General features: G+C 44.7%; 12 protein-coding genes. 8 read left to right on the top strand and 4 right to left on the bottom strand.

Features of this window, described 5'->3' with window-relative positions; all coding sequences use genetic code 11:
- The first annotated feature begins 207 nt into the window (after nt 1-207).
- The gene (locus LN995_RS00240) at nt 208-489 is read left to right on the top strand and encodes a hypothetical protein (RefSeq protein ID WP_229957317.1); all 282 of its coding nucleotides are present in this window, start codon (nt 208-210) and stop codon (nt 487-489) included.
- Between the two features lie 119 nt (nt 490-608).
- Here LN995_RS00240 and LN995_RS00235 read toward each other — a convergent pair whose 3' ends face one another.
- Complete coding sequence (locus tag LN995_RS00235; RefSeq protein WP_229957316.1) at nt 609-1,052, bottom strand: GAF domain-containing protein; 444 nt, start codon at nt 1,050-1,052, stop codon at nt 609-611.
- A 416-nt stretch (nt 1,053-1,468) separates the two neighbouring features.
- Between LN995_RS00235 and LN995_RS00230 the strand changes: the two genes are divergently transcribed.
- The 5 genes from LN995_RS00230 to LN995_RS00210 all read left to right on the top strand — a co-directional run bounded on the left by LN995_RS00230 (nt 1,469) and on the right by LN995_RS00210 (nt 7,784).
- Nucleotides 1,469-3,322, top strand: coding sequence for an NPCBM/NEW2 domain-containing protein (locus tag LN995_RS00230; RefSeq protein ID WP_229957315.1), 1,854 nt, complete (start codon nt 1,469-1,471; stop codon nt 3,320-3,322).
- A 492-nt stretch (nt 3,323-3,814) separates the two neighbouring features.
- Nucleotides 3,815-4,603 carry a YsnF/AvaK domain-containing protein gene (locus tag LN995_RS00225; RefSeq protein WP_229957314.1) on the top strand — a complete coding sequence of 263 codons (789 nt, stop codon included), beginning with the start codon at nt 3,815-3,817 and terminating at the stop codon, nt 4,601-4,603.
- Nucleotides 4,604-4,824: 221 nt separating this feature from the next.
- Nucleotides 4,825-5,739 (top strand): YihY/virulence factor BrkB family protein, encoded by a 915-nt coding sequence (locus tag LN995_RS00220; protein WP_229957313.1) that lies wholly within the window; start codon nt 4,825-4,827, stop codon nt 5,737-5,739.
- A gap of 320 nt (nt 5,740-6,059) precedes the next feature.
- On the top strand, nt 6,060-6,854 hold the full coding sequence (locus LN995_RS00215; protein WP_229957312.1) for an SDR family NAD(P)-dependent oxidoreductase: 795 nt from the start codon (nt 6,060-6,062) through the stop codon (nt 6,852-6,854).
- A gap of 423 nt (nt 6,855-7,277) precedes the next feature.
- Nucleotides 7,278-7,784, top strand: coding sequence for a DUF4168 domain-containing protein (locus tag LN995_RS00210; protein ID WP_229957311.1), 507 nt, complete (start codon nt 7,278-7,280; stop codon nt 7,782-7,784).
- Between the two features lie 106 nt (nt 7,785-7,890).
- On the opposite strand, the gene LN995_RS00205 is transcribed toward LN995_RS00210, so the two are convergent.
- A complete protein-coding gene (locus LN995_RS00205) occupies nt 7,891-10,203 on the bottom strand; it encodes a GH92 family glycosyl hydrolase (RefSeq protein WP_262910372.1) in 2,313 nt (770 codons plus the stop codon).
- Nucleotides 10,204-10,252: 49 nt separating this feature from the next.
- Nucleotides 10,253-12,568, bottom strand: a complete 2,316-nt coding sequence (locus LN995_RS00200; protein WP_229957310.1) for a GH92 family glycosyl hydrolase — start codon at nt 12,566-12,568, stop codon at nt 10,253-10,255.
- A gap of 288 nt (nt 12,569-12,856) precedes the next feature.
- Between LN995_RS00200 and LN995_RS00195 the strand changes: the two genes are divergently transcribed.
- Nucleotides 12,857-15,046, top strand: a complete 2,190-nt coding sequence (locus LN995_RS00195; protein WP_229957309.1) for a S9 family peptidase — start codon at nt 12,857-12,859, stop codon at nt 15,044-15,046.
- 80 nt (nt 15,047-15,126) lie between these two features.
- On the opposite strand, the gene LN995_RS00190 is transcribed toward LN995_RS00195, so the two are convergent.
- Complete coding sequence (locus LN995_RS00190; protein ID WP_229957308.1) at nt 15,127-15,555, bottom strand: hypothetical protein; 429 nt, start codon at nt 15,553-15,555, stop codon at nt 15,127-15,129.
- Nucleotides 15,556-15,775: 220 nt separating this feature from the next.
- Here LN995_RS00190 and LN995_RS00185 point away from each other — a divergent pair, with 220 nt between their 5' ends.
- Nucleotides 15,776-16,747, top strand: a complete 972-nt coding sequence (locus tag LN995_RS00185) for an aldo/keto reductase (RefSeq protein WP_229957307.1) — start codon at nt 15,776-15,778, stop codon at nt 16,745-16,747.
- Nucleotides 16,748-16,753: the final 6 nt, after the last annotated feature.

Here is a 16,753-nt window from a genome sequence, read left to right as displayed (position 1 = left end):
TTCTTATGTTTCATATGCCTGCCAGCACACCATAGTTGACTTTACCAGCTAAACTTTAACAAGGTTATACCTTAGATGCTACAGCGTGTAAAACTTTTGTTATCAACACCTTCCTTATTATCATTTATTTGTTAAATAAAGTAAACAACTATTTTTTGTTCTACCCGCTTTATAATATTGCCCTTGTGAATCAGATTAACTATAGCAATGAAACAGTTGGTATTAAATGACAGTGAACTGGTCAGATTAAGAACTGCAGTAAAATCTATGTTTGAGAAACTGCAAGAAGATAAAAACGAAGTAGAATTACAGCTTTATAACAGCCTCTTATTTAAACTGAATTCAGAAGATTATCTAAAAGAAGAAAGTCACCACATCAGCAGTACGTCTATTTTTGCGGAAGATGACGAAGAAGGCTTCGACTACTTCTGGGATGATGAACATGAGGAAGACTTTGATGAAGAATACGATAATAGATTTAACAAGTAAGCTACAGAAAGTGAATAGCAGCATTAGTTTTGTTTCGCATCCTGTTGAATAGTATTTGCTAGGAGAGTAATAATCTTATGATCGCTCTCCTAGAAATACTATTATGTTTTGTAAGACAATCAAGAAACTTGAGCAGAATTAGCACGAACATATCGGCTTATTTCCTCCCCTATCTTCATTAGATTGCTGATTTCCTCTTCCGTAAAGTCATAAGGGACAGGCTTCGCTATTCCGAATACACCATATAACTCCCCTTCCAACAGCATAGGAACAGCAATAGACCCTTCTACCTTTGTTTCTTTTGCCGCAGGGCGAGCCACCCCAGATTCATCTGTTTGCAGATTACACATTTCTACAGGCTTTCTACGTTCAGCTGCGATGCCTGCCATACCCTTACCAATAGGAATAGTTTGCATTTTAGGCAACAGGAAAGGCGGTATCCCCTGGTACGCCTGCAGAACTAGCAAATTAGTACTTTTGTCCAAGGTATGCATAGTACCAGTAGAACAATCAAAAGCAGCAACAACGCTTTCCAGCAGTTGCTGCCAGTTTATTTCAGCCATAGTATTTTGGATAGAAGTAAGAATAGAGGAGATTTCAGTATGCATAATATATTTTTATGATAGATATATGATTGCAAAGCACAAGATTGTTTTAGCTCTTAAACTTTCGTTAGGTTACAAAGTATCCAGCGTTTTGTCAAGTTATTTATTTTTTTTGATAGTTCGCTCGCCAAAAGGCACAGGCAAGTATTAGTTGGCTATCTTTACGCGCCCTCACGTCACCTATTACTCCAGCTAATAAGTAGCTCTGTCGAATATGCTGCAATAAATTCACTAAAGAACTTTTATTAATCACCTAATAAACGTTAATTAGACAGTTCTTAAAACGCAGCAGCAGCAGTATATTGACTAAAAGCAATGTCTACTCTGCTTAGTTCTTTTCTGAATATTCAGCATTAAAAGTATTAACAAAGCTTATGAAGATAGCAACACTTGCTCTGTCTCTTTCACTATTTGGTCTGGCTACTGGTGCCAGTCTTGCACAAAAAGTAACCAAGCAGAAAGATTTTCATCAGTGGGCAGCCACACCACCTATGGGTTGGAACAGTTGGGATAGTTACGGGCCAACAGTCACAGAAGCAGAAGTAAAGGCTAATGCAGATTACATGGCTAAGAACCTGAAATCTTCGGGTTGGGAATACGTGGTCGTGGATATTCGCTGGTACGTCAGCAACGATAAGGCACATGGATACAACCAAACCAACCCTGAGTACAATATTGATGAATATGGGCGGTTTATTCCTGCTATTAACCGCTTCCCCTCTGCTGCAAACGGAAAAGGTTTTAAGCCGCTAGCCGATTATGTACACAGCAAAGGCCTCAAATTCGGTATACACATTATGCGAGGAATTCCGGTAGTAGCCGTTAAACAAAACCTACCAATTAAAGGCAGTACAGCAACAGCACAGGATATTTATTCTGAAGAAGATCAGTGCCGATGGCTGCGGGATATGTACACTATTGTGCCTGGCAAGCCTGGGTCGCAGGAGTACTATAATTCTCTGTTTGACCTGTATGCATCCTGGGGGCTTGACTTTGTTAAAATAGATGATCTCTCCTCCCCTATTTATTTTGCCGGTGAAGTAGAAATGATCCGCAAGGCAATTGATAGGACTGGGCGCAAAATTGTGCTTAGCACCTCACCGGGAGAAACACCAGTAGATAAAGCACATCACGTACAGCAGCATGCCAACATGTGGCGTACCGTAGGCGATTTCTGGGATAGCTGGCTACAGCTTAAGGAGCACTTTGATGTATTTGCACGCTGGAACCAGTACCGTAAACCAGGCGCTTACCCAGATGGGGACATGCTGCCGCTGGGCCGCCTGAGTATAAGAGGAGAAAGAGGTGATGACCGCATGACTGCTTTCACCAAAGATGAGCAGTATACGCTCATGACGCTATGGTCAATCTTTAAGTCCCCATTAATGTTTGGGGGTGACTTGCCCAGCAATGATGACTTTACGCTTTCGCTGCTGACGAACAAAGATGTGTTAAACGTGCTAAACAACAGTACAAACAACAAAGAACTGTTTCATACAGAACACCAGGTTGGCTGGGTGGCAGACGATCCTGAAACAGGAGATAAGTACCTGGCCCTATTTAACATTGCCGATCAGGTAGAGGCTGTAGAAAGCAAAGCAATCTGGACAAGTGAAGTCATCAACAGGCAAACAAAGGAAGCTGGCCAACTTCTGGACATTGATATTTCAGGAGCGACAAAGTTATATTTGGCTGTAACAGATGCCGAAGATGGCATTGAATGGGATCATGCCAACTGGATTGCCCCTACCTTATACAACGAAAAAGGAGATTCCCTCCAACTAACTTCCCTCAAATGGGATAAAGCAAAATCAGGTTGGGGAAAAGCAACAGTAAACGCTGGTGTGGCAGGAAGCCCTCTTATCGTAAACGATAACCAATATGCCAACGGTATAGGTACGCATTCTAATTCAGTTATTGAGTACACGCTACCCAAAGGCTATACAAGATTTAGAGCTTTGGTTGGCTTAGATAAAGCAGGTGCTGACCAAAATGTTGGGGCAACAGTTAAGTTCCTGGTGTTTACAGAGGAACCTGCAGGTCCTATGCCTCCCAATTCAGCGAAGGTAGCCGTTCAGCTAAAACAGCTTGGTTTTGAAGCCGCTAAGGTCAAGGACTTATGGTCAGGAAAAGACATGGGTATGTTCAAAGGAGAATTTGCACCAGCTTTAAATCGTCATGGTGCCGGCCTTTATAGAATCTCTCCTGTAAAAAAGAAAAAGATATAGTTTAATTATGTGATAACTACCACAGCAAATATTATTTAAGTAAGAAGGCTTTGCAGAAGAAATTTTGCAAGGCCTCTTTACTTAAAGGCAACTCTGAATTTATGCCGTTAACTTAAGTAAATATGTCTTTTCTATTTTAAAAAAACCACATCTATTTTTCCACTTTACTTTAAAGTTAACAAAGCTTGTTCATTTTCAATATCTTCCTCTGAGAAACACAACTTATTAAACCTCTTTGTAATAGAAGCTATTCTTTTATAAATCAGCCAGTTAGTATCAAACAACCTGCTTTATTATAAATATAATCCAATTTATTCACCTATACCCATATTCTTGCTTACATTATAAAAACATCTACAACAGCATCCATATATACCTAAATTTCAATAACTTATTATACCAAACATTTATTTTATCAGCCCGTATTCACATTGCAAACTGAATCTTATTCAGTTAAAAAATTAATAAAACAGAAAATAAACTTAATTAACAATGGCACAGACAGTAATAGGAATTTTTGATAGCCTGACAGAGGCGCAGGATGCCGCTATGCAACTTACGAATAGCGGATTTACCCGGGAAAACATAGATATAGCAGACCAAAGTGCAACAAGTGGCACAGGCACTTCTACTGACACCTATAACGAAGAAGACAATGATAGTATTAGTAACTTCTTCAGCTCTTTGTTTGGCAATGACGATGACACAAGCAGATATTCTAATGTTGCCAGGCGCAGCGCTATTGTAACGGTACATGTTCAGTCTCCAGCGGAAGCGGAACGGGCCGCCGACATATTAGACGAATATGGCGCCGTAGATATTGATGAGCGTGCCTCTCAGTACCGCAGCGGAACAGGTACAACGGCTACAGGTGTAAGAGAAGAACACGCAGAAAGCACTATTCCCATTATTGAAGAGCAACTTGAGGTGGGCAAAAGAGAGGTTGAAACCGGGGGAATTCGCCTGAGAAGCCGTATTATTGAGCGCCCGGTAGAAGAGCATCTGCGTCTTCGCCAGGAGCATGTTTGGGTAGAGCGCACTCCTACTAATCGCCCTGCTACGGAAGCAGACTTCACAAAACTTAAAGCGGGTGACATCAATGTTACTGAACATGCAGAAGTACCTATGGTTGATAAGCAAGCCCGAGTTGTGGAAGAAGTAAGCTTTGGCACAGAAGTAGAAGAACACGACGAAAACATCAAGGGAACTGTACGTAAAACAGACGTAGAAATTGATGATTTGGATAAAGATACTGACCTGAACAGACCAACTGGTATCTAAGTCAGGAAAAGGTAAACAACATATATTTTGGAGAGCGGTAGCTTGTTTACAGGCTACCGCTTTTCTGTATTTGCCAGATTGCAAACTATACGAAAAAGCAACTTATAAACGTATGCTTCTTTCTGCTTAGAGCATGATGGTTTTAAAATTAACTAACCTACAGAGTAACTGCGGCGTTTACATACAAATATAAAGCTCTCCTAAACCAGCAAGGGTGATTGATGACGCGTGTGAAGAAATTCTTTAACAAAACCTGGAAAATACTTAAAGACAGCCGAAAAAATTTTCAGCGCAACGAACCTATCGTTTACAGTGCTGCCATTGCGTTCTTTACCATCTTTTCATTGCCCGCCATATTAATTGTCCTTATGCTGATAGGTTCTGCTTTTTTTGCACAGGAACAAGTAAGGGTAGAAATTGTAAAGGAGGTTACAGACCTGATTAACCCTAAAGCTGGAGAGCAGGCAAGTACTGTTCTTGAAAATGCAGTGAACATACCTGCTGGTTTCTGGGGCATACTTATCGGTATATTAGTAGTTATCAACAGTGCCACTATTATTTTCTTCATCATTCAGAAAGCACTCAATGCAGTATGGCAAGTAAGAGTTAAGCCGAACTTAAGTTTTTTTAAAATTCTAAAAAACAGATTAAAAGCTCTGGCTATGGTGGTAGGCTTAGGTTTATTGCTCAGCATTAGTTTATTGCTTGATACAGTTATTGCTGTTTTTAGTGATGACCTTCGCGATGTTTTTGAGCAGTATCTTTCGCCTGCTATACGAACAATAAATACTTCTTTTTACCTGGCTGTCGTTTTAATTTTCTTTACAACTGTACATAAAGGCTTGCCAGATGCAAAAGTAGCCTGGAAAGATGCATTGGCTGGAGGAGTTATCACTTCTATTCTTTTCCTGATTGGAAAACAGATTATCAACTACATCTTGGGTAGTGTTGAAATTGTGGGTATTTATGCCGCAGCTGGGTCGCTGGTTCTGCTGCTTCTATGGGTTTTCTACTCCTCCGTAATTTTGATGCTGGGAGCAGAAGTAACCAAAGCTTATGCCAACAACCATGACAGAGATGTTGAACCGACAAACATTGCATTAAAATATAAAAAGCCCCAAAGTCAGGAGGACTAGCTTTTTATATGCACAACTTCCTTAATAACTGATCTCTGACAGTTCAGAAAATCATATTTTCTGCAACACTTCCGAACACCAGAAAAGCCAGCTTGGATCAAAAGAAATAACTTAGTTTGAACTATTCGCCTGTAGCCCAAACGGAATACAGCTTTACTAGAACATTATTCTTTTAGGTTCAAAAACAGCTATTTAGAACAGTAAAAGGCTAAGCAAAATTAAAAGTTAATATTACTGTCCGGCTTCTCAAATTATTTAAACAATGCATAGGTAAAGCCGTTGTAAAAGTTATAACGTTAAAACCTCAAGAACAACAAGCTATGGCAAACAATCAAAAATATGCTCTTGTTACAGGAGCTACAAATGGCATTGGCTATGAACTGGCTAAGCAATTTGCTCAAAATCAATATAACCTGTTAATTGTAGCCCGCAGCCAGGAAGAACTTGACAAAACAGCTTCAGAATTTAAACAACAATTTGGCACAGAGGTGGTAACTATTGCCAAAGATCTTTCATTACGGGAGAGCCCCTTTGAAGTATGTAATGAAATCAAAGCCAAAGGAATACAGGTAGACGCATTAGTAAATAATGCCGGGCAAGGCCAGTATGGAGAGTTTGTAGACACTGACATAAACAGAGAACTGGAAATTGTAGACCTGAACATTGGAGCTTACCTGATCTTAACAAAGTACTTTTTAAGAGAGATGGTGGCTCGCAATGAGGGTAAAGTATTAAACGTTTCTTCAGTAGGGAGTGAAATCCCTGGGCCACTGCAAGCAGTTTATCATGCAACAAAAGCTTTTGTCACCTCTTTTTCAGAAGCAATACGCAATGAGACCAAAAATACCAATGTTACTGTCACAGCCCTGTTACCTGGCCCTACAGATACAGATTTCTTCCATAAAGCAGACATGGAAGATGCTAAAATGGTAAAAGAAGGCAGTAAATCAGATCCGGCTACAGTGGCTAAAGATGGTTATGAAGGTTTGATGGCAGGCAAGGATAAGGTCGTATCAGGCTTAAAAAACAAAGTAATGGCTGCTGCCGGCAATATCTTACCTGATAATGTAGTCGCAGAAGGCATGCACCAACAGGCCAAACCTAGTGATAAATAAGCTAGCTGAATAACTTAAATCAATGAAATAAACAGCACCCTAACTGGCCTGGCTGGTTAGGGTGCTATTTATTCATAGGCCCGAAGTAACGAATCAGTATATGACTGTTTTCTTTTATATTCATAAACTTGCATTAAGATCTAGCGATTCCTTTTCAATTGATGTATAGCAAAGCTATAAATAATACCTTTCATACTTTTCAACTTTTAACAGTTCACAAAGGATAAATACAGCTCCTGTTGCTCTTGTATTTGACATCAAGCATAAATTTTAGTAATTTTAAAGAGATGCAATAAAGCATCTCTTTCGGGTAAAAGCTATCAGTCATTAACCCAATCACTTCTAGTACAGGTATAACATGCTGCATGTTTACACCGTAATTTAATCTAATATCGAAACCTTAAACCTAATTCATACTACCTTATGGAACTTACGAAGAAAGTAAAAGGGATATTTACATCCACACTAGTAATAGCTGCAATGTGTTTTGGACATACTGCATTTTCACAGGAAACGGCAACCCCACAACAGGATGAAACGCAGCAGCAACAGGGAGATCAAAAATTTACTGATACTGAGCTGGAACAATTTATAGAAGCAAACAAAAAAGCAACTACCATACAGAAAGAGAACCAGCAGGAGATGATATCTGCAATTGAGGGAGAAAATCTTACGGTAGATAGATTTAACGAGATAGCCAAAGCCCATCAACAACAAAAAACAGACGAGCTGGGTGCAACCCCAGAAGAAATGGCGTCTTTCAATAAAGCCGCACAGCAAGTTGTAGAAATGCAGCCAGCGGCAAAAGAGGAAGTTGAGCAGGCAGTTCAGGAAGAGGGCCTGACAATGGAGAAGTATGAAGAAATATTAACAGCCTTCAACCAGGATCCTGAAGTTAAAACAAGAGTTCAGCAACTGCTAAACCAATAATAGCAGCAGACCTTTATAAAAAAGCGCCCCAGTTATGTTCAACCGGGGCGCTTTTTTATTCTTTGTAGCTTAACGCTCACACTCTGGGCACTCTCACACAGTACTGCTAAATCCTACCACCAGCTCTTTTATTCGGCTTTGATCCCATATAAAAGGTGATCTTTCCGCCGTTCATAATCTCATTATGAGTGATGTAAGAGCGGTTCAAAAGCTTTCCGTTTAGTTCAACCTTCTGCACATACACATTCTTGTCTTTTTGATTTTTAACATCAACGGCAAAAGTCTTACCGTTCTCCAAGTTTAGGGTAGCTGCTTTTACTGCTGGGCTACCGATGGCATACTGGTCTGAGGCTGGCGCTACAGGATAGAAGCCAAGGGAGCTGAAGATGTACCAGGCACTCATCTGCCCAAAATCGTCGTTGCCGCCCAGCCCGTCTACCGTTGGTTTATACATGGCTTTTAACACCATTCGAATTTTATCCTGTGTTTTCCATGGTTGATCGGTCCAGTTGTAGAGGTAGGCCACGTGATGCGAAGGTTCGTTGCCGTGCACATAATTGCCGATGATGCCGTCACGAGAAATGTCTTCGGTGTTCTCAAAATACTTGTCCGGCAAATCCATGGTAAACAGTGAGTCGAGGTGCATGGCAAAGCGCGTTTTACCGCCCATCATCTTTATCAGTTGCGCCGGGTCCTGCGGCACGTACAGGCTATAGTTCCAGGAGTTCCCTTCTATAAAGCCCTGCCCGTGTGTATCCAACGGGTCGAATTCTTTTTTAAAGGTGCCATCGCTTAGCTTCGGACGCATATAACCAGACTTGGCGTCAAACACATTCTTATAGCTCTCGCTGCGCTTGATGAACTCATCGTAGATATCCTTTCTGCCCAGTTTTTTGGCCATTTGGGCAATGCACCAGTCGTCATAGGCGTACTCTAATGTTTTGGAGACAGAGGAGCCGTTCTTGTCCTCCGGTACATAGCCCATTTCCTGATAATAGCTCAGCCCGTCGTAGTAGTTGTTGCGGGCGGTTGTCATGCAGGCATCCAGCGCCGCATGCACATCAAAGTCAGCGTTCCCTTTTATAACGGCATCGGCTATCACAGGCACGGCATGGTAGCCGATCATACACCAGTTCTCGTTCGCGTAGTGCGACCAGACGGGCAGCATCTTGTGCACGCTTTGATCGTAGTGCGCCAGCATCGACTTGATCATATCGCCGTTGCGCTTCGGCTGCACGATGTTAAACAGCGGGTGCAGGGCGCGGTAGGTGTCCCAGAGAGAGAAGCTGGTATAGTTGGTAAAACCATCTGCCTTATGCACGTTCATGTCCAGGCCCCGGTAAGAGCCGTCTACGTCCATGTAAGTGGTCGGGCCCAGGAAAGCGTGGTACATGGCGGTATAGAAGTTCACCATATCGTCTTTAGAGCCAGCATCTACCACCACTTTGTTCAGTTCCTTATTCCAGAGTGCCTGACTATCGCGTTTCACCCTGTCAAAATCCCAATGCGGAACTTCAGCTTGCATGTTAGCCAGGGCTCCCTCTGTACTCACTGGCGAGAGGGCGAACTTCACCTTTATCTTCTCCCCTTCCTCTGTTTTGAAATCGAAGTACATCCTGAGCTTCTGCCCCGCCAGCTCCGGGAAATTATGTTCCTGATCAAACCTCCCCCAGAAGCCTTTGTAAACCTGCGCCTCATCGTATTTCTTGCTGCCGTACTGGACGAAGGGCTTATTGAAGGACATGGCGAAATAGACGGTGCGGGTTCTGGCCCAGCCGTTGGTTTGCCTATAACCCGTGATGAGGGTATCGTTCTCTACCCGCACAAAGGTCCACACGTTTTTGTCGTCATAGTTGTAAATGCCCGCCATCAGGTCCAGGATGATGTGCGCATTGTCGGATTTCGGGAAAGTGTACTGGTGCATACCCACTCGGTTGGTGGCCGTCAGCTCTGCCGTAATATTATGATCATTCAGCTTCACCTTATAATAGGCAGGCTCTGCCACTTCCGTGGTATGTGAGAAGGCTGATCTATAGCCACTTTCCGGCCTGTCTTCGGTGCCGGGGTTCAGTTGCAGTTTGCCTGTGGTAGGCATCATCAGGAAATCTCCTAAGTCAGAGTGGCCGGTGCCGCTAAAATGGGTATGGCTGAAGCCTACAATAGTTTTGTCGTCGTATTGGTAGCCTGCGCAGTATTTGTAGACGTCTTTGTTATACTTGCCATTTACAGCATAGGGAATAGTGTCTGTGTCAGGGCTAAGTTGCACCATGCCGAAAGGCACGGTGGCTCCAGGGTAAGTGTGCCCCATTTTGGCAGTTCCAATCATCGGGTTTACATACTGCACCAGGTTTTGCGCCTGTAAGGAAAAAACCACACTAGAACCGAGAAAAAGCAGCGCACTAAAAAACTTTATATTCATTAGAAAAATAACTTAGGTGAGATGATTCTTAACATGTAGCAGACCATCCTTACTTATTCGTATTATTTAAACTCAGATTTTGATTAGAGAACGAGAAAGGGAAATTCTCATCAGCGGTGCCGCGCCTGGTGTTGGGCTCTGGCCCCATATCGAACACCAGCCTGCCCCCCTGCTGCAGCTCCCGGTGCGAGAGCCAGTTCTTTTCGTACTTTTTGCCGTTGAACCGCAGCCCCTGCACGTACAGGTTCTCCACGCTGTTCTTCGGCGCCTCTATCACCAGTTCCTTACCGTTCTCCAGCCGCAGGGTCACCTTCCTGAACAGCGGCGCCCCCAGCACATACTGGTCCGTGGCCGGCGTAACAGGGTAGAAGCCCATCGAGGAGAACACATACCAGGCTGAGGTTTGCCCGTTGTCCTCATCCCCGCAGTAGCCGTCCGGCGTGGGCCGGTACATGCGCCTCATTGTCTCCCGCGCCCAGTATTGCGTCTTCCACGGCTCCCCGGCGTAGTTGTAGAGGTAGATCATGTGCTGGATGGGCTGGTTGCCGTGCGCGTACTGTCCCATGTTGGCGATCTGCATCTCCCGTATCTCATGGATCACACCCCCGTAGTAGCTGTCGTCGAAGACCGGCGGAAGCGAGAATACCGAGTCCAGCTTGGCCACAAAGTTCCGCTTCCCCCCCATCAGCTCTATCAGCCCCTGCACATCATGGAAAACCGACCAGCTGTAGTGCCAGCTGTTGCCCTCGGTAAAAGCATCCCCCCACTTGAACGGGTTGAAAGGCGACTGGAAGCTGCCGTCCTTGTTCTTGCCCCGCATCAGCCCTGTGGACGCATCGTAGAGGTGGCGGTAGTTCTGGCTGCGCCAGGCGTACAGGTTTATCTCCTCCTGCGGACGCTTCAGGGCCTTCGCTAGTTGGTAGATGGCAAAGTCATCGTAGGCATACTCCAGCGTGCGGGCAGCGTTCTCGTTGATGCCCACGTCGTAAGGCACGTAGCCCAGCTCGTTGTAGTAATCAACACCGGCACGGCCCACCGCTGTCATGGGTCCCTCGTTGTTGGCCCCGTGCACTAGGGCCTCGTAGAGAGTATTGATGTCGTAGCCCCGCAGGCCCTTGATGTAGGCATCGGCCACCACCGAGGCCGAGTTGTTGCCCACCATGATGTTGGCATAACCGGGACTGGACCACTCGGGCAGCCAGCCGCCCTCTTTGTAGTCGTTGATCAGCCCCTGCTGCATCTCCTTGTTGATGGACGGGTAAGCTAGGTTCAGGAAAGGGTATAGCGCTCGGAAGGTGTCCCAGAAACCGGTGCCGGCAAACATGTAGCCGGGCAGCGTCCTGCCGTTGTAGGGGCTGTAGTGCAAGATATTACCGGCGGCGTCCAGCTCGTACATCTTGTGCGGGAAGAACAGGGTACGGTAGAGGCAGGAGTAGAAGGTGCGCAACTGCTCCTCGGTGCCCCCCTCCACACTGATGCGGCTGAGGGTGCTGTTCCAGGTGGCTTTGGCTTTCTGCCTGGTCTGGTCAAAGCCGTCCCCGGCAAGCTCCCTTTCTAGGTTCAGCTCTGCCTGCTCAAAGCTGATGAAGGAGGAGGCCACCTTCAGGTTCACCTGCTCTCCTTTCGTGGTGCTGAAGCCGATCACGGCCCCGGCATGGTCAGCCTTCAGCTCCAGGGAGTCCTTCACCAGCCTGTCGCCTCGCCAGGTGCGGGAAAGGGTGAAGGACTTGTCACTGTAAATGACAAAGTAGTTCTTGAAGTCCGGCAGAGGACCGCGGGCATACTTGGTGGTGTAGCCGATGATCTTGTTCTCCTCCGGGATCACCTTCACATAAGAGCCTTTGTCCAGGGCGTCCACCACCACAAAGGAGCTGTCGGAGGCGGGGAAGGTGAAGCGGAACTGCGCCGCCCGCTCTGTGGGCGTGATCTCTGCGGTCACATCGGCATCTGCCAGGTAGACGCTGTAGTAGTAGGGCTTGGCAACCTCTGCCTTGTGGGAGAACCAGCTGGCCCTCTCCTCCTCTCTGAACCTCAGGCTGCCGGTCACCGGCATGATGGCGAACTGGCCGTAGTCGTTCATCCAGGGCGAGGGCTGGTGGCTCTGCTTAAAGCCCCTGATCTTGTCTGATGCGTAGGTGTAGGCCCAGCCGTCGCCCATCTTGCCCGTCTGAGGGGTCCAGAAGTTCATACCCCAGGGCACGGCAATGGCCGGGTAGGTGTTCCCGTTCGACAGGCTCGGCTTGGAGTCGGTGCCCATCAGCGGGTTCACCAGCTCCTCCGGCTCCGACACAGACTGAACTGTCGACACCTGCGCTGATACCGTAAACGTGATAAGGGTAAAAACACTAAGGAAGATACGCTTCATGCTATAGTAGTTATTCAGTTGACAATACCTTTATGCTATATAATTACAAAATTTTATCAAGATCATTAAACAAGCTTTCAAACAGAGAGCGATAGTTTAGTTGAATAAGGTTAAAGAAAAATGACTACCCAGACCACTTTATTAACATATTATTAAACATTTTATCCTATTCATACAGAACTATCTCTTATTATAAAGCTTTTGTTGCTATATTTAGAACCATTAGCTTAGTATAAACTTTTATCTAAGGCTATAACGGCATTGTTTATATTGTTAATCTTAACTAAAATGAAAAAAAGCTCTTTCCTGCTCCTTCTTTATTTTTGTGTAGCAGCATTTGCTTCAAATGCACAAAATGGTGAGGAGCTTATTAAAGTAACAGATTTACTGAAGATTAAGCAAATTGGGAATGTAACACTTACGCCCGATGGTAGTACAGCTGCTTTTTCTGTTACCAGTATTGAGCCTGAGCTGGCCAAAGAATCAGAGTATAAGTACAGCACCCAGTTATACATTGCTTCTACAGGCAGCTCTTTACAAGAAGCTCCCCGGCAGTTAACCTATGGCATCAACAGCGCTTCACAACCTGCATGGAGCCCTGATGGAAAGCAACTGGCTTTTGTAAGGGCAACAGATGGAAAGCCACAGATTTACCTGCTCTCTATGCAAGGTGGCGAGCCAGTGCAACTTACGAAGTTTAAATATGGTGCGAACAGCCCCGTGTGGAGCCCCGATGGCAAACAGTTACTTTTTACATCAGGCTTCGGCTTAAAAGAGTTCTTAGCTGATACCCTGCTTAACCCAAATAAAGAAATCCCCAAATGGTCTTATGAGAAACCAGGCTTCTTTCAGAATGAGCACCTGAATGTTAACTCAGCCAAACCAAATGCAGATGGTACTTTAGCCGAAATCCGTAGCTACCTGGACAAAAATGAAAAGGAAAATAAAGCTAAAGTTATCAATCAACTTGATTTTCAGGAAGAAGCTAGCGTAACAGGCAGCATAGACTTATCGCACATCTTTATAATGGATGCCCAACCTGAGGCCACCCCCAAAGACCTTACTCCCGGCTTCTCTACAAGTTACCATCCCTCTTTCACAAAAGATGGTAAACGCATTATTTTCGAAGGAGATAAAGATGATTCGGAACATCCTAACCGCTCTCAGGAATCAGAAATATACAGCATAAACACCGACGGAAGCGGTTTAAAGCAGCTCTTAGGCAAAAACGGCATGGCTTATAACAGTGCCCGCTTATCGTATTCAGGCAAATGGCTTGCTTTCCAGTACCGCCCTACTAATGATGTACGAATCCCTCAGCTTGCCATTATGCCTTTGGATGGCAGTGAAGCCGACATGGTTATCATACCTGTTGACCGTAATAAAAGTAACCTCACCTGGTCTGAAGATGACAAGTATTTATACTTTACTTCTCCTTCCAACGGTGGCGTTATACTAAACAGAGTTAGTCCTAAAAGCAAGAAAGTAGAGCAGCTGACAAGCTTTACCAGTGGTGTAGGCAGCTTTGATGTTCGTAAAAATAAAATGGTTTTTGTCAAAACAGAGGTAACTAACCCAAATGAATTGTACTTGGCTGATGCGGCAGCTAAAAATGAAAAACGTTTTTCTTCCTTTAACTACGATTGGGTAAAAGACAAAAAGCTGAGCCTGCCAGAGAAAAAGACATTTACAAACAGCAAGGGGCAAACAGTTGAATATTGGGTAATGAAACCTACAAACTACCAGGCTGGCACTAAATACCCGTTGCTACTGGAAATACACGGTGGGCCAACTGCTATGTGGGGCCCCGGCGAAGGCAGCATGTGGCACGAGTACCAGTTTTTTGCTTCCAGAGGATACGGAATAGTATATAGCAACCCGCGTGGCTCCGGAGGCTATGGCGAGAAGTTTATGAGGGCTAACATGAAAGACTGGGGCAATGGACCAGCCACTGACATACTTACAGCCCTGGATCATGCTGTAGCCGAAGGTTGGGCCGACACGGCTCGTTTAGCGGTTACCGGAGGATCTTATGGCGGCTACATGGTATCCTGGATCGTGGGCCACGACCAACGCTTTAAAGCCGCCTGTTCTCAGCGTGGCGTGTATGACCTGGGCACTTTCTTTGGCGAAGGCAATGCCTGGCGCTTAGTACCTAACTACTTTGGTGGTTACCCTTGGGAAGAAGCAAGTAAACCTATCATCCAAAGTGAGTCACCGCTAACGTATGTGCAAAATATCACAACACCACTTATCATCTTTCACGGCGAAAATGATTTACGTACCGGAGTCATTCAGGGTGAAATGCTTTACAAAAGCCTGAAAATTTTAAACAGACCAGTAGAGTACGTGCGCCACCCGGGTGCTACGCATGAAATTACCCGCAGTGGCAACAACCGCCAACGTATAGACCAGATGCTAAGAACCTATGAGTTTTTTGAACGCTGGCTGAATAATGGCGAAGTTGCAAAACTCTAAATCTTACTTTTTATTGAAAGCAAAAGCCGCTTCGTGTAGTTAAGCGGCTTTTGCTTTTTTATTCCGTCAAGACAGCTAGCTTAGTTACCTATACCGGATATATAAACTGCTATCTCTTCTTCCTTTTCCTGCATTGTAGCATACGCAAACTTACTAATTACATCACCTGAGGACGAATCCTGCACTCCAATTATCCTGGCCTGGCTTATGACTTTATCTTCCCAACCTGAGGCCATAATCAGAAGGTAGTACCCATTGTAATGCGTTAAATCTGTAAAGACAGGAACTGTACTGGCAGTAGGCCATTTACCTGCTGTTACCCTGTAGTTTCCCTGCTCCCACCTTGGTGGAGTAAATAATTTATCAGGAACAGGTTGGAAAAAACCATCCACAACAGGACCCATAAAAAGAACATTAGCTGCACGCAACCCTTGTGGAAGTACAACTGCGGGCTGTTCCAGTGTACCTTCTGAGCTTTCTTCTACTTCTTCAATATCCGAATTATCCATACTATTTATACGATTCTAGGTGCTTATAAACAATATGTACTATTTTATAGAGCTACTTGTTTTAGTACACCCCTCAAAGTCTGTTGTCAGACTTTAAATGAGACTATAATACATCATCTCAACGCACCTTAATCTGTGGTGGCTAAATTACGTTAAGGGTATAAGCTAGCACTACAAACACCATTGTTTATATTTACAACTACACATTTAAACGACAACTATGGAATACAGAAGATTTGGCCGTACAGGCTGGGAAATAAGTGAGATCGGTTATGGAATGTGGGGCATGGCGGGCTGGACTGGTTCTGACGAGGAGCAGTCTGACCGCTCATTAGACATAGCCGTAGAAGGTGGCTGCAATTTCTTTGACACCGCCTGGGGGTACGGAGCAGGTAAAAGTGAGCAGATTCTGGGACGCTTGCTAAAACGGCAACCGGATAAACGCCTGTATATAGCAACTAAAATACCTCCTAAAAATATGCAGTGGCCTTCTAAGCCCTCGTATAAGTTAGAAGATTGTTTTCCGGCAGATCATATTATAGAGTATACAGAAAAGAGCCTTAAGAACCTGAATGTAGAAACCATAGACCTGCAGCAGTTCCATGTATGGGAAGATAGCTGGGCTGAAAATGAAGAGTGGCAGCGTACTGTTGAGAAATTGAAAGCAGACGGTAAAATTCAGCACATGGGCGTAAGCGTAAACCGCTGGGAACCTGAAAATGTGCTTAACACTCTCCGCACCGGCCACATTAGCAGTGTACAGGTTATTTATAACATTTTTGACCAGGCACCCGAAGATAAGTTATTCCCGCTTTGTGAGAAACTGGACATAGGTGTTATTGCCCGTGTTCCTTTCGATGAAGGCACCTTAACTGGTAACTTCACCAAAGAAACCACTTTTCCGGAAGACGACTGGCGCAGCACGTACTTTGTACCGGAAAACCTCAATTCCAGCGTAGAACATGCGGATAAATTAAAGCCGCTGGTTCCAGAAGGAATGACAATGCCTGAAATGGCCCTCCGCTTTATTTTAAGCAACCCCAGCATCAGCACGACTATACCAGGAATGCGCAAGGCAAACCATGTACAGTCTAACATCAGCACCAGCGATGGCAAGAGCTTACCCAAAGACCTGCTCGATGAGCTAAAACAACACCGCTGGGACCGCGAGCCAACAGAATGGTCACAATAGAAACAG

Origin of the sequence: Pontibacter silvestris, from assembly GCF_020907275.1 — a bacterium.
Classification (GTDB): Bacteria; Bacteroidota; Bacteroidia; order Cytophagales; family Hymenobacteraceae; genus Pontibacter; species Pontibacter silvestris.
The sequence above is the reverse complement of the archived record's forward strand: the minus strand, read 5'-3'. Positions and strand labels throughout refer to the sequence as shown.

What these genes read in the sequence shown, in the direction of transcription:
- LN995_RS00185 (WP_229957307.1), top strand. Translation starts at nt 15,776, where the DNA reads ATGGAATACAGAAGATTTGGCCGTACAGGCTGGGAAATAAGTGAGATC.
- LN995_RS00205 (WP_262910372.1), bottom strand. Translation starts at nt 10,203, where the DNA reads ATGAATATAAAGTTTTTTAGTGCGCTGCTTTTTCTCGGTTCTAGTGTG.
- LN995_RS00215 (WP_229957312.1), top strand. Translation starts at nt 6,060, where the DNA reads ATGGCAAACAATCAAAAATATGCTCTTGTTACAGGAGCTACAAATGGC.
- LN995_RS00225 (WP_229957314.1), top strand. Translation starts at nt 3,815, where the DNA reads ATGGCACAGACAGTAATAGGAATTTTTGATAGCCTGACAGAGGCGCAG.
- LN995_RS00230 (WP_229957315.1), top strand. Translation starts at nt 1,469, where the DNA reads ATGAAGATAGCAACACTTGCTCTGTCTCTTTCACTATTTGGTCTGGCT.
- LN995_RS00240 (WP_229957317.1), top strand. Translation starts at nt 208, where the DNA reads ATGAAACAGTTGGTATTAAATGACAGTGAACTGGTCAGATTAAGAACT.
- LN995_RS00190 (WP_229957308.1), bottom strand. Translation starts at nt 15,555, where the DNA reads ATGGATAATTCGGATATTGAAGAAGTAGAAGAAAGCTCAGAAGGTACA.
- LN995_RS00220 (WP_229957313.1), top strand. Translation starts at nt 4,825, where the DNA reads ATGACGCGTGTGAAGAAATTCTTTAACAAAACCTGGAAAATACTTAAA.
- LN995_RS00200 (WP_229957310.1), bottom strand. Translation starts at nt 12,568, where the DNA reads ATGAAGCGTATCTTCCTTAGTGTTTTTACCCTTATCACGTTTACGGTA.
- LN995_RS00195 (WP_229957309.1), top strand. Translation starts at nt 12,857, where the DNA reads ATGAAAAAAAGCTCTTTCCTGCTCCTTCTTTATTTTTGTGTAGCAGCA.
- LN995_RS00235 (WP_229957316.1), bottom strand. Translation starts at nt 1,052, where the DNA reads ATGGCTGAAATAAACTGGCAGCAACTGCTGGAAAGCGTTGTTGCTGCT.
- LN995_RS00210 (WP_229957311.1), top strand. Translation starts at nt 7,278, where the DNA reads ATGGAACTTACGAAGAAAGTAAAAGGGATATTTACATCCACACTAGTA.